The 14,526-nt window shown below is 32.8% G+C and carries 12 protein-coding genes and 1 CRISPR repeat array; all 12 genes read right to left on the minus strand.

Annotated features, from left to right (window positions below):
- Positions 1-61: 61 nt before the first annotated feature.
- Positions 62-1,527: direct repeats of the CRISPR family, unit length 30 nt; unit sequence CTTTAAATTCCACTTTGGTTCTATTAATAT.
- A 185-nt stretch (positions 1,528-1,712) separates the two neighbouring features.
- The 12 genes from cas2 to Q5O86_RS01015 all read right to left on the minus strand — a co-directional run bounded on the left by cas2 (position 1,713) and on the right by Q5O86_RS01015 (position 14,397).
- Positions 1,713-1,991 (minus strand): CRISPR-associated endonuclease Cas2, encoded by a 279-nt coding sequence (cas2, locus tag Q5O86_RS00960; protein ID WP_302625284.1) that lies wholly within the window; start codon positions 1,989-1,991, stop codon positions 1,713-1,715.
- Positions 1,992-1,995: 4 nt separating this feature from the next.
- On the minus strand, positions 1,996-2,988 hold the full coding sequence (gene cas1b / locus Q5O86_RS00965) for a type I-B CRISPR-associated endonuclease Cas1b (RefSeq protein WP_302625285.1): 993 nt from the start codon (positions 2,986-2,988) through the stop codon (positions 1,996-1,998).
- 72 nt (positions 2,989-3,060) lie between these two features.
- On the minus strand, positions 3,061-3,570 hold the full coding sequence (locus tag Q5O86_RS00970) for a CRISPR-associated protein Cas4 (protein WP_368074715.1): 510 nt from the start codon (positions 3,568-3,570) through the stop codon (positions 3,061-3,063).
- Positions 3,563-5,821 carry a CRISPR-associated helicase Cas3' gene (cas3, locus tag Q5O86_RS00975; protein WP_302625286.1) on the minus strand — a complete coding sequence of 753 codons (2,259 nt, stop codon included), beginning with the start codon at positions 5,819-5,821 and terminating at the stop codon, positions 3,563-3,565. The genes Q5O86_RS00970 and cas3 overlap by 8 nt, the downstream gene beginning before the upstream one ends.
- Positions 5,822-5,901: 80 nt before the next feature.
- Positions 5,902-6,999 (minus strand): CRISPR-associated protein Cas5, encoded by a 1,098-nt coding sequence (cas5, locus tag Q5O86_RS00980; RefSeq protein WP_302625287.1) that lies wholly within the window; start codon positions 6,997-6,999, stop codon positions 5,902-5,904.
- Between the two features lie 3 nt (positions 7,000-7,002).
- A complete protein-coding gene (cas7i, locus tag Q5O86_RS00985; RefSeq protein WP_302625288.1) occupies positions 7,003-7,881 on the minus strand; it encodes a type I-B CRISPR-associated protein Cas7/Cst2/DevR in 879 nt (292 codons plus the stop codon).
- A gap of 48 nt (positions 7,882-7,929) precedes the next feature.
- Positions 7,930-9,393, minus strand: coding sequence for a type I CRISPR-associated protein Cas8a1/Csx8 (cas8a1, locus tag Q5O86_RS00990; RefSeq protein WP_302625289.1), 1,464 nt, complete (start codon positions 9,391-9,393; stop codon positions 7,930-7,932).
- A 2-nt stretch (positions 9,394-9,395) separates the two neighbouring features.
- Positions 9,396-10,127, minus strand: a complete 732-nt coding sequence (cas6, locus tag Q5O86_RS00995) for a CRISPR-associated endoribonuclease Cas6 (protein ID WP_302625290.1) — start codon at positions 10,125-10,127, stop codon at positions 9,396-9,398.
- A 221-nt stretch (positions 10,128-10,348) separates the two neighbouring features.
- Positions 10,349-11,464, minus strand: a complete 1,116-nt coding sequence (locus tag Q5O86_RS01000) for a helix-turn-helix domain-containing protein (RefSeq protein ID WP_302625291.1) — start codon at positions 11,462-11,464, stop codon at positions 10,349-10,351.
- 279 nt (positions 11,465-11,743) lie between these two features.
- Positions 11,744-12,067: an MGMT family protein gene (locus tag Q5O86_RS01005; protein ID WP_302625292.1), complete on the minus strand. Its 324-nt coding sequence runs from the start codon at positions 12,065-12,067 to the stop codon at positions 11,744-11,746.
- 14 nt (positions 12,068-12,081) lie between these two features.
- Positions 12,082-12,942, minus strand: a complete 861-nt coding sequence (locus Q5O86_RS01010; protein ID WP_302625293.1) for a carbon-nitrogen hydrolase family protein — start codon at positions 12,940-12,942, stop codon at positions 12,082-12,084.
- Between the two features lie 162 nt (positions 12,943-13,104).
- Positions 13,105-14,397, minus strand: a complete 1,293-nt coding sequence (locus tag Q5O86_RS01015) for an O-acetylhomoserine aminocarboxypropyltransferase/cysteine synthase family protein (RefSeq protein ID WP_302625294.1) — start codon at positions 14,395-14,397, stop codon at positions 13,105-13,107.
- Between the last annotated feature and the right edge of the window lie 129 nt (positions 14,398-14,526).

The following is a 14,526-nucleotide window of genomic DNA, read 5'->3' on the forward strand; positions in this document are numbered from 1 at the left end:
GAGTTCTGACGTGTGCTCTTCCGATCTGTGGTTCTATTTCTTGTATTTTGCTTGTTCCAATCTTTAAATTCCACTTTGGTTCTATTAATATCTGCATCACTAAATCCCATCAATCTCCAACATTCTATCTTTAAATTCCACTTTGGTTCTATTAATATAAATATATCTTAACTGTATCTTTATTATACACCTATCTTTAAATTCCACTTTGGTTCTATTAATATTAGGTAATGATGAATTTGTGAACAATGGGGATAACTTTAAATTCCACTTTGGTTCTATTAATATCCCACCAACTCGTTAAATATATCTTTATACACCTATCTTTAAATTCCACTTTGGTTCTATTAATATTATCCTCCCAACTGCCGTTTTTCCGTTGTACTATATCTTTAAATTCCACTTTGGTTCTATTAATATAATGCTTGTAATAATTGAATTTCATTAATAGTTACTCTTTAAATTCCACTTTGGTTCTATTAATATTATTTCTAGAAAATTCTTGTGCAACAATGATATACTTTAAATTCCACTTTGGTTCTATTAATATCGATATCTATAATGTTCATATGATTCCTCCTATCTTCTTTAAATTCCACTTTGGTTCTATTAATATAAAGCTGACAAATCAGGAAAAGCGTTTGCACTGTTCTTTAAATTCCACTTTGGTTCTATTAATATATTCCAATTATATTATCTAATGAACTTTTTACAGTCTTTAAATTCCACTTTGGTTCTATTAATATGATTGGTCTACATACATATCCGGAAAATTTTGAAATCTTTAAATTCCACTTTGGTTCTATTAATATCTTTTCCAACTTGTAACAAATTATTTTTTGTTGCTTCCTTTAAATTCCACTTTGGTTCTATTAATATTTAAACTCACGTCTTACATAGCCCGTGTTTGTGAGCTTTAAATTCCACTTTGGTTCTATTAATATTATTTTGGATTTATTATTTTATGTAAACCGTTTGTCTTTAAATTCCACTTTGGTTCTATTAATATTAAAGAAAATATTTATAATTTGTTTTATATAAATCCTTTAAATTCCACTTTGGTTCTATTAATATTTTTTTTACACCTGTATGATATTACTGAAACTTTCTTTAAATTCCACTTTGGTTCTATTAATATTCAGGAACAATGTGATAACTTCCCCTCTTTCTTCCCTTTAAATTCCACTTTGGTTCTATTAATATCGGTGCTATTTTTTTAATTTTTACAAACAGAAAGCTTTAAATTCCACTTTGGTTCTATTAATATACCACTTTTTTGCCTGCATATTGATTTAATTTTTCCTTTAAATTCCACTTTGGTTCTATTAATATATTTCTCATTTACTTCCAATGTTAATAGCATACTACGCTTTAAATTCCACTTTGGTTCTATTAATATACAAAAAATTAAAAAAATCTTGTGTTTTTGACAACTTTAAATTCCACTTTGGTTCTATTAATATTATAACTAAAACTATTATAAAAATTTATTGCACTCTTTAAATTCCACTTTGGTTCTATTAATATCCGTCGTCTTAAAAACACCATATTTACTAACTTTTAACGGCACATTTTGTCTACCCCAACATAATTATAGCAACTTAGAATATTTTTATCTACTATTTAACAACAAAATAACGTCTTTGCCCGACAAATAAAGGCATTGTCGACATAGGTACTTTTTCACCTTACCATAGGTCGACAAGATATTCTTAAAGAAATCTGGATGTCTTATCATCTTCAATTCCCCAGAACATTTTTGTCAGCCATTTCGAATCCCGACTTTTAAATACAATCACAGAATCTTCATTCTTTCGTACATGTTTTGAAAGCTCTACCTTTAACTGCATTAAATTTCCTTCCGTAATTTCGCCTTCAAAAACAGAATTTTGTATATGCGTCAGATACTTTTTACAAATTTTATGCACTCTGGGCAAATTTCTTTTTCCCTGCTCATCAACTTTTATATCATAAACTAAAATTACATACATTTAACTACCACCATATCTCAAATCCACAATACTCTTTTTCTCCCAATAAGTGTTTCACCAATTTATACGCTTCTAATCGTATTAAATATTGATATGACACATTTCTTCCCAACTCCTTATGCATAATCGTCCTGCTCATACATGAGTCGATTTCCTGCATAATAATTTGTGATGCCTTTTTTGTAAGGTGCAGATAATTGAGTTCTTTTTCAAAACTCTTCTCGGTTATTTGTTTCCGATTTAATAACGAAAAAATAACTCTATCACCAATAAGTGGTTTAAAAATCTCTGCCAAATCTAAGCACAACGAAAATCTTCTACTCCCCGGCTCATGCAAGTAACTAATTGTCGGGTTTAGCTGCGTATGATATATCTCTGTCAATACTTTAGAATAAATAATTGTGTTTACAAAAGAAATCAATGTATTAATCATATTATCCGGCGGATGCATCACCCTTTTATCAAACTCAATCTCCTGGTCAATAATAATATTCCATGCTGAATAGTAACTCCTTCTTATATTTCCCTCTACTCCCATCAATTCTGAAACACTCGACGTTGCATCAATTTGTCTTCTATACTCAGAAATCTGCTCCATTTGCTCTGCCACATCTTTTCCACGACCATTATAATACCTAAGATTTCTATAAATGTTTGCAGAAGCTGCCTGTATAAATTTCTTTGCCAACACCAGTCTTTTTTCTCCGTCTGTGTAATGTCCAACCTGCCTTACAAGAAGTTGTCCGGACAACAATTTCTCCTTCGGATAAAAACTTCCGGTATAGAAACTATAGTAATTAAAAAAGTGAAGCACAATTCCATTTTGGGAAATAATATTTAAAAAACTGCTATTTAACGTGATTTCCGACATAAAATATATTTCTTCAATATTTTCTATTGGCAAATCCTTTGCAATGCCTTCCTCATTTGTAAATCTCAATGTATTATCTTTTCTGCAAATCTGCCCCATAGAAAAAATATAATAGCTCCCCTTCATCTTTCTCCTCCAATCCATATGTACGAAAAATCATAAATTGCCCAAATAAAAATTATTTATTAATACGATTCTTTAAATAAAACACAAATCATAATAAGCACATGCTTTGCAAATATTTTTCTTTTCATCCCTATTGGATATCGGAAGATTAACAATACACTTTATATCTTCAATAACCCGCTCAAGCACAGCCTCGTCCTCGTCATTCAATGTTACCTTTATATTTCTCTTTAACAGAGGATAATCTATAATTCCCTCTATTCCTTCCACGCCTCTCTGCTTGAGATAATAAAGATAGTATTTTACCTGCCAGATTCCTGCTTCTTCAATTTTCCTGCTCTTTTTCACTTCGTGCAACACCTTAAAATCATGTATAAAATCAATGTTAATCGTACCATCGATTTCAATATGTTTATTCTCATTTGCATAAGAGCTTTCATCTAAAATCTTTCCCAGTTTAACATTTTCATTATTTTGCTCCATGGAAACCTGATGGCAAAAATACCACAATTTCCTCTTGCATACAAAATAATAATATATCATCATTCCTGATATATTTTTTGTACTATACTCACTAATCAATAAAAATACCTCCTTCTCGTAACCGTACTTCCTCAATAGATTTACTTTCTTTACGATTTTTTACAAAACCTAATTCCTTTGAATATTCACATTCGATAATCTCTATTGCATGATTTTTACCAAGGTTTATTTTTTCTCCCTTTGACTCACATTGTTTTTTCTCATATTCCTGAATACTCAGACAAAATTCCTTCAATTTCGATATCAGAGAAATTCTCTCAAAAGCAACTGTTCTACTGTTATTTAACCTTTCTCTAACGTCATCAATTTCTTCCTGATATAACTTGTAGACCGAATACGGTATAACATCCACCGTCAAAATATCCCTCAATTTCACTTTTGTATCATGTTCATATGGAAGATTTTCCGAAATAACCCGCTTATCATAATAATAATTTTTTGCATAATCTGTCTCTTTTATTTTATCTACACTGAAATATACATCTATAATTTCCTTCTTTTCTTTCTCCGTGATAATCCCTTGTCTGTCTTGCAAAGCGATTTTAGATAATTTATACATATCTGACTTCTCAATATATGTCTTAACACTTCCCCTCGGATTCAAATACACAAAACAATTTGTTTCATATTGATACCACTCCTTAGCACCTTTCCTGTTGCATCTTCCCATACGTTGAAATAAAGAAAAAACATCATTCAACTCAGTAAACAGATAATCAAAATCAATATCCAGACTCGCTTCTACCAAAGAGGTGCTAATCCATATTTCCTGCTTTTTATTTAAAATTTTATTGCTATTCCCAGAAAAAGTTTTACCACATTCTAAAATTTCCTCTTCCTTTTTCTTTCTATCTCTTCCTATAAATTTACTATGGAGTAGATTCACATTTAAATCTGACAATTCTTCATAAATACTTTGTGCATTCTCAATTGAGTTGCACACCACAAGTATTTTTGCATTCTTATTACTCTCTATTAATTCTAAGTATTTTTGTCTAACATCTTGACTGTCAATTATTTTATCCAAAACTTCCACATTATGTCTTGTAATGCCTTGTTCAGAATAATCATTCTTTACATAATCACCACCCAAAGCGTTTTCTAATTCCTTCTCCACAAACGGCGGCAACGTTGCTGTCAAAACAGCTATCTTTCCGCCAACCTCATGGATTCTTTCAATGCCATAAATCAAAAATGCCAATAGAGCTGTATCATACATCTGTATCTCATCGATAACAATCTTTGCATAAGATAATTGCGACAATTTATATTCATAACCCGGATATTGAAACACAAAATCAAATAACTGGTCCATTGTGGATATTGTTATTGGTAATGCCATCTGACCGGTACATTCCATATAGTTTTGTACGTTATCAACTTCTCTATCATCATTTAGATAGTAAGCCTTCATATCACTATGTAACAGACCCAATCTTTCCTCAATTTTTTCATTATTTAAAATATCTTCTGCAACTCTTTCATACATAGCGTTAATTGCAGTTCTCAACGGCAACACAAAAAATCCTTTATGATTTTCTATCCACCATAATCCTGCTTCCGTTTTTCCCATTCCGGTAGGCGCAGTAACTATCAGATTATCATTCGAATGTTCCATACAAAATTTCTGTAAATCGTTCCAATCCGCATTTCTATTTTTTTGTATCCATCCATATCGTAGTTCTTCGAGTTTCATTTTCATAAAGTCATTTTTAAACTCTGACTGTATCCCCGCACTCGCACTATAATCACACTTATGTAGCAATCCTTTCACTATAATAGCTTTTCGATTTTTGTTATGAATTAAATCATTTATTTTTCGTATTGTTATCCAATTATTCAGCTTTGACAAATTTGTAGCATATGGTTCATATATTTTCATGCTGTCCTCAATAATATCAGCTTTTTCCTCCAATATTCCTGCCAAATCGTCCCTTAATTTATGATGATAAATAATAGACATCAATACAATATAATAGTCCTCTTTATTTTCAAAATATTCCTTATCCAAAAATAACATTGATAAAATATTATGGGGAACTTCTTTTTCCCCATTATATTTTGTCTTATTCTCAATCCTTTTTTGAAATCCGGCATTCAGTTTTCCATAATCGTGATATTCACATGCAACATTTAATAACGAATATATTTCATCATTTATATATCCGTAACTTCTCAGCCTCTTTGCTTCTGTTTTGAGTTTATCTGTATGTGTTCTTATGCTTTCATCCGGCTTTGCCAGCTTTGTTTTTAAATCATTTTGTAGCCTGATATCTTTTTCTATTTTCATATAATCGAATTTTCCTCCAATATAAGAGTAAGACCACCACACAAAATAAGTAACAAACTTTTTGTATGATGGTCAATCTTTTACAGTAAATTTACAATGTAATACTTTTCATCATTGAACCTGTCTATAAAAACATTATCTGCCTCATTCATAATTTGAAAATTAGATGTATAGATGACACTTTTCTTCTCGAATACTCTTTTGTTATCTTTAATCTCATAATTCTTGTTCAGTGAATATCTCGTGCCATATATGCGCATTCCCACACCAAGAGCTCCACTTGGAATAATCTCATCTCTCAGAAAAACTTTTGCATCAATATAGGCAGATTTCTCGCATTGATAATATTCCTCTCCATCTTCTTGTGCGGGATGAATATCTACAATTTTACATTCCTGCACATCCACAAAATCTTCCCCTCTGCCCAAAGCAGTTAGATTTCCGATGTTATCTACAATATCATTCATAACCTCTTCCTGCGCATGTACATGTAAAATCAATTGCACATCTGTAAGAATTTCATAATACTTTGGTCCTCTGGTCAAAGTTCTAAATCTCGATATAGGAATCTGATAATTATCCTGCTCATACTGTTTCAATTTTTCTTTTGCCTCTTTTTCTTTGCAGGATAATTCCTTTTCTTTTTGTTTGATTTCCTCTACCCTGCTTAGATTATCTTTGTTGCTTTCTTTTTCTTTTTTTAATATTTGTTTTTCTTTCTTTATACTATCCAGATACGGTTTCAGCTTTTCTGATTTTAATTTAGCAATCTCATCATATGTGTCTTTTAATCGTCTGTATTCGTCCAACAATTCCTTGTTATAAACCTGTATTGTAATTCCTTTTCTAAAATCATTTCCCTGTGCCTTCTTCGCCTCTGCAACAATATCAAACGCATTTGACAACATGTCTGAATTTTTCATTTTTACCAGACATCCTCTGTCATTTTGTAAAGAATTTAAAAAGCAGCTATCATAATATACTCTCCGATTTAATCCACCATACTCTCCCTGAATACTGATATCCATAGGGTGGTGCTCCTGATATCTGCACGCTTTATGCAATGCCCCAATCACGGTAGAGAGTGGCGGAAGAGGGTAGGTCATCTTATTGTCAACTGTCTCCTCTCTTCTGTAATGTGCCATTCTTTGTGTCAACTTAATTCTTACAACTTTCATAAGCTATACTCCGTAATATTCTTCCACATCCCTTTTTAAAGTCTCGAAAAATTTCGTAATAGATAATGGATTCAATTCTTTTTCAATATCATTCTCGTTCTCCAACACACCGCTTTCCAACAGTCCCACATAAAATCCTTTCGAAATTTTATCTTTTAAATCCTTGGTTATTATTAATTTCTGTCCTTTGACATTGACTACATTTTCAAAATAATGTGTTTTTCGGTCCGACAATCCACCTACCACAAAAATAGGCTCCGCATTATCCAGATTTCCTTTTACAACCAAGGATAAATTTTCAATCGCATTTAATAATGAGGCTACTCTATCATTCTTTTCCGTGTTTTCTGCCTCCGCATCAAAATTCTCATCCTTGCCTACCATCTCCAAATCTATGGTCATACTATATGTCTTCAATGATTTATCATACTCATATTGATAAGGCATCAACCCTACCTCTTTTGGGTTTTGCTGTACATTTAAGCCATTTGCCTTTGCATGAGCCGAAGCAAGGTAAAGGTTGTTATGGAACCTTGTCTCATTAATAAAACTCTCACAGGCAATCGCATCTGTTAAATAAAAAGAACTGTTTCTGACATATGTAGTTCCCTGTGTGGACATATATCCACCTTCTAATGCTCTGCATGTCGCCGCATTCACATCCTTTGTAACGTACTTTTGCATAGCGCCATCTAACTGTGTCTGCAAGTCATCATATAATCCTGCCTGCACGCAGATTGCATTTTTCAAACTCTCTCTGCTTCTCATCGCATATACTTTTTGATTTTTAAACACTTTCTGCACACTCGAAATATTTCCTAATCCTTCCGAATAATTACTCGTCATATTTGCGACTACTGTTATTGTTAAAGCTTTATTCATTTCTAATTCCTCCTTGTATTTCCTAGTTCTTTTGATAACTGTGTTCTACTATTCTTTGTTTTCCATATATTTCTCCAGACCATTTGCAAATGCAAAAGCTAAGTTTTTATTTTGTTCCGGATTTTCAAAAAGTTTATACGCAAACGGCATAGAAACATTTGCATACCCGGATAATTGCAATATAATTTCACACACACGGTCATAATCGTGAAATACCAATGCACTAATCAATTTCTGTCGATATGAACTCAACTTATTCTCCGGTATTGATTTCGCCACTACAAATGCACAATTTTTAGCATTTTTAATGTCCTCTGATATATTCTTTTTATTTTCCATTTTGTTTATCTCTCCTTTCCATTCCCAATCCAGCTCGATGAGAATATTTATAATTCCATGCAAATATAATCTGTTTACATCATTATTTTCTTTTATTTTTAATAATTGCTCTATCAATTTTTCAAATCCTAAAGAATTGAGACAACAGTCAACGATTTCTTCCTGCACATCTAACCAATAACTATCTGTTATTTTATACTGAAATTTTAAATCTCCGATTTGCTTATGCCTTCCGGCAAGCTTTTTTGTTATCTTTTCCATTGCTGAAATTGCAGATTTTCTGATGAACAGCGACTCATAATACTCCTTATCTCTTGCCTTAACAATAACCTCTACATCATGTTTCAGGAAATCAATAGAATCTGCAATCGTTTTTAACAGCGTAACTTTGATATTCTGTCGTTCTGAAAGATTATCCAATACCGCATTTATTTTATTGTAAGTCTGCATTAGCAAATGAATCGAATAATTATTATTTATCATAACAGCGTCATAATTTTTCGTAAATCCAAAAGGTATGAAATCAAATTCCACACAATCTGTCGTAACCAATGTCTTCGTGTCAAAATTGTATGAAGTCGATTTACTCTTTCGATTTTTATCGACATTGAATCCTACCAATCTGCAATGGAGATTATTCTCTGAAAATAAGAGATTTATATTTGCAAAATTGCGATACATACTGGTTTTATTTCTAAATGTCTCTTTTATAATTTCAAATCTGTTATTTTCTAATGCAGCAACTATATATTCTGCATTTGTTCCATCAAACTTAATTCCTTTGAATATCTTTTTTAAAATTGTATTTGCCTCGACTCCTGTCAATAGACCATTTACTTCTCTGATATCATCTTCTGTGAACGCTTCTTTTTGTAACTTTGTCCTCACTTTTATATGCTGCATATCCGAACCAAAAAATTCTTCTGCAAACAATAAATAATTTTCCTCTGTAATGTCTTCCCTGAGATAAGCAATACCTTCAAACCCCAACAGTTCTTCCGGTTTCTCAAACAGGTTACAATCTTCTGTCACTGTGAATATCTCATAATAGTCATGATATTCCTGTCCTAAAAAATCAAAATATTGTTTTAATCCTATAATTGCTGCTGCGTACCTCCAATCAGTAGGGAACAAAATTGTGTCGTATCTATAGTCTTTTAGTTGTTTTTTCACCTCTACACCTCCTCAATCGCCATATCTACAAAAGCAAATCCTTCGCTTCTTCTTGAGCCGATTCCACTTTTATATAGGTAATTCAGTACAGACTTATTTCCTTCCATCATCACATAGCCCAGACTGCACGGTATAGAACAGCCGTAATGTTTTACTACAACTTTTTTCATGTTGATTGGTGTAATTTTTAAATCCGTAATCTGTTCTTCCCGATACCCGGCATTTAACAACTGATTTTTAATAACAATAAGACTTTCCTGCACAAACTCCTCATCATGAAACACATAATAGTAATCTTTGTTATTTTCCCTATTATGTTTTCTGATTACCAATGGAGCACACATTTTGAATAATACCTGATTGCCGTTTACTTCCTGCTCCTTCAACAGGCGAATCCCTGTAATATTGTAGGAATTGTCATTCGACAGGGGAAACCTTTTCTTTAACTGTTCACTCAACGCCGCAAACAAGACATAACCCATTGTTTTGTCATAAGTAGAAAATGTCACTGAAAAAGACTTCCTGTCCAGTTCTATTACATTTTTTTGAAAAACAGCTTTTGGTAACTTGACTGTAAACGTGTAATCTTTCGACTTTGTTCCATGAAAAAAGTATTCGAAATATTGTCCATCATTTGCCTGCGTCAAACTTTTTTTAATTAAAGATAAAATTGCTTTTCGATACTCTATAGGAAGCTCAGGTTTTTCCAAAGCTAATTCCAATCTGAATCTCATATATTTCCTCCTTTCCGTCTTTTTATTTCGTTTTATATCATTCGAGGAACAATTCTATATATAAAAAAGGTATCTGGATTTGCGGGAATCAATTTCCGCAAAATTCAGATACCTTCTGTAGCTTATCATTATGAACCAATATAATTATGTTTTTCAGCTACTCAGAAATCTCTTAATCTACTTTCCCCTCGACATAATCCCCTATATTTCGTATGTCATAATTATAGATTATTTTCCATATTTTGTCTATCATTTTTCAACGCTTTTAAAGCATCAACAATATCTTTCCATCCATCATTATCTGACAGAAATTCTCCCAATAATTCATTTAAGTCTTCTAACTCATCTAAGACATCTTGTACCCTATTGACTAAATTTTCGTTGGTTCCTGTATTTCCGTTTGTTTGCAGTTTCAATAAAGATAACTTTCGCTCAATTGCTTTATCAATATATTCTTTTAATTCTATTAATGTTAATCCTTCTTTAAACTCTACTTCATGTTGTAAAACTTGGGGATATGTTATTTGAATCTTTTCATCCTCTAAGAGTTCAATTTTTATTTCCTTAAGCTCGTCATCCATCAAATCATAAGTCATAAAATCTTCTGGCTTTATTGTCCGTTGTTTATATTCGTATTGTAATTTGCGATTAGCTATAATTCTTTCTAATATAACATCAAAAATTTTAGTATAGTTACAATCATTCGGGTTGAATACCATAACAAATCCGTTTTCCGGTATAACAAATTCATAATCATTGCAATGAAACCAAGAATCGTGGTTCTTTGTATCATATCTCAAATATGTTGGTTGCAAAATAAAACATTCCATTCTACTATTTTCTAATGAACTTTTACTATAATAAGCATCACATGGTGAACTATATGACCATCCAGACTTTTTTCCTGCATAAGAAATTTTCCCCTCCTTATCCACCGCTATTGTAAACATATTTGAATCATCTGAAGGACTATTCAATCTTTGTGCACCTGTCCGCCTTCTTGTATCACTTAATTTTGACAATGGTGCAATCGATTGATTATATTCAAAATCTGTCCACACTTGAAAAGAACTAATTCTATTTACAGTAGATTTTATAATTAATTGTTTCATTTTAAAATTTTTATGGATATCTTTTTTTAATTTGTCATTTATTAGATAATCTACAGACACGTCATAATGTTCTGAAATTAATTTTAACATAGATATCTCTGGACAACTCTGGTTATTTTCCCACTTGCTAACAGACTGAAAAGAGACATTCAAAACCTCTGCTAATTTCTGTTGACTCTCCTCATGACTTATCCGTAATTCTTTTATTTTCTTTCCAAGATTCATATAACTTTCCTTTCTTAATCACCTTCTATAAATACCGTCTCATTTTCTATAACGTTATTATATGAAATCCTTCTAAATTAATAAATAACTTTTTCGTTGAGTTACCTTTTGATATAATCAACCGTTCGTTGAAATTTCTAACTTTTTTCAAAAACAAAAAACGCCCATATATTTGCAATTTAAATACAAATATATAAACGTTATTTTTCGATAGTTATAACAAATATAAAATAGAGTAGAATTTTTATTCTTCATTTTCATACTATCTCTACACTTTACTCAATACGCAACCCAAGGGGTCTCCCACTGATATTCTGACATAATAACATGTCCATTCTCAAAACATACTCCCTCTGCCTGAAGCAACTCTATCTGTCTGTTTTTTCCTCCAAAAGCAAATGCCTCCGATACATTTCCCTCCTTTGTAACTACTCTATAACATGGTATACCTTCCGGGTCCGGATTAACGTGAAGTGCATATCCCACTACTCTTGCCCATCTTTTGTTTCCGGCAAGTGCTGCAACCTGTCCATATGACGCCACACTTCCTTTCGGAATCTGTTTTACAACATCATAAATTTTCTCAAAAGTATTCTTTTCCATTAATTATCATTCTCCTATATTTCAAAATTCCCCCAATTTCTATATGCTTTCGGCTTGCGGAACTTTCCTAAATCCTGTTCCTCCCGATATTTGCGAATCACATCCATATCAAATTCCACATAAATAATTCCTTCTTCATTCTCTCCGGCTACAACGATAGTATTATCCAGTGTTTCTCCGTTTTCTCCCCAAACCATAGGATGAAACGCACAGGATTTTCCCATTCCTTTTGCAGGCGGGTTTGCCATTGCGATTCCAACCATATTTTCCATTGCTCTTACAGATAATTCTTTCAGTCGTGGTTCCATACCACCGCAACAGTTAGGATTTAAAATAATCTCTGCTCCTTGCAACATCAATTCTCTGGCACTTTCCGGATACTCTCTGTCATAACAAATCATAACACCAAGTTTTATCCCATCAAATTCACAGACTTTAAATTCCTGTCCGGATTCCAAATATCTTTCCCAATCAAAATCGCATGTGTGTACTTTGGAATATTTTAATATGATTTCGCCCTTTCTATCAATGATATATGCAGAATTTTGCGGATAATTTTCTCCCTTGGTAAATGCCGTAATCACAACACCAATCTCTAATTGTTTTGCAAGTGCTCTGATTTTAAGCACATGTTTTTCATTTTCCGTTACAGCCAAATTGCACCATGCCTTAAATTCAACATCATCTTTGATTGCTTCTAATGGCAACAATTTTTCACATATATCCGGCACACAATATGCTGTCAAAAAGCATTCCGGAAACAGGACAATATCAGCTCCATTTTCTTTTGCCTCTTTAATATACCTGCATGCCACTTCTGTATTAAAATCAATATTCGGTTCTTTCGCATCATATTGAACAATTGCTAATTTCACTCATATTCTCCTTGCATATTATCATTCCTTTTGCCTACGCTTTATTATACATCAAAGAAAACTAAATTGCTATGTTTTTGCTTTTTCCTCGCCACTTATAGAAAAAAGTGCATTCTATATCAGAATATTATCTGATTTCCAGAATGCACTTCTATTTTTTATTTATTGCACTGCCTTAAATGCCTCTTCCAAATCTTCAATTATATCGTCTATATTTTCTGTTCCAATAGATAATCTGATTGTATTTGGTTTAATTCCAGAACCTAAAAGTTCTTCCTCTGTCATTTGGGAATGCGTTGTTGATGCCGGATGAATTACCAATGATTTAACATCTGCAACATTTGCAAGCAATGAGAATAACTGAAGGTTATCTATAAAGTCTTTCGCCTTCTGCGCGTCACCTTTAATTTCAAAGGTAAATATCGAACCTCCACCATTTGGGAAATATTTAGCATACAACTTTTTCTGGTTTTCATCCTCTGATACAGCCGGATGATTTACTGTCTCAACCTGAGGATGATTCTTCAAATATTCTACCACTTTTAATGCATTTTCTACATGACGTTCCACTCTGAGTGACAAGGTTTCAAGCCCCTGAAGGAATATAAATGCATGGAACGGAGAAAGTGTTGCACCTGTATCACGAAGCAGAATTGCTCTAATCTTTGTTACGAACGCTGCTGCACCTACTGCTTTTGTAAAACTTACACCGTGGTAACTTGGATTTGGGTCCACTAAGGATGCAAACTTTCCACTTGCTTCCCAATCAAAATTTCCACTGTCCACAATAACTCCACCGATTGTCGTTCCATGACCACCGATAAACTTGGTAGCAGAATGAACTACAATATCTGCACCATACTCAATCGGTCTTACCAGATAAGGTGTTGCAAATGTATTATCTACAACCAAAGGAATCTTATTATCATGGGCAATCTTTGCCACAGATTCAATATCAACCACATCTGAATTTGGATTACCAAGAGTCTCTATAAATATTGCTTTTGTGTTCTCCTGAATCGCTTTCCTTATTTCATCCTCATTAAAAATATTTACAAAAGTTGTAGTAATTCCATACTCCGGAAGTGTATGTGCCAGCAAATTATATGTTCCACCATAAATATTTTTTGCTGCAACGATATGGTCGCCATTCTGTGCAAGATTTTGAATCGTATATGAAATAGCTGCTGAACCTGATGCTACTGCAAGCGCCGCAACACCACCTTCAAGTGATGCAATTCTCTGTTCAAATATATCCTCTGTCGGATTTGTCAATCTTCCATAGATATTTCCGGCATCCGTAAGTCCAAACCTTGCTGCTGCGTGCTCGCAATTTTTAAATACATATGAAGATGTCTGATAAATCGGAACCGCTCTTGCATCGGTAACCGGATCCGGCTGTTCCTGTCCAACGTGTAACTGTAATGTTTCAAATTTATAATTTCTTTTGCTCATTTTACTATCTCCTTAATTTGTTTTTTCTGACTTTTTTTCATGCTTCAAAGCCGTGCAGTTCGATTCCGCTTCGCTTCATCTCACTGTCGGGCTTCGCCCTATTTGCTCATTGATTTCTACTTTTCATGC

The sequence above is a fragment of the uncultured Eubacterium sp. genome (genome assembly GCF_937958975.1).
Lineage (GTDB): Bacteria > Bacillota > Clostridia > Lachnospirales > Lachnospiraceae > Eubacterium_G.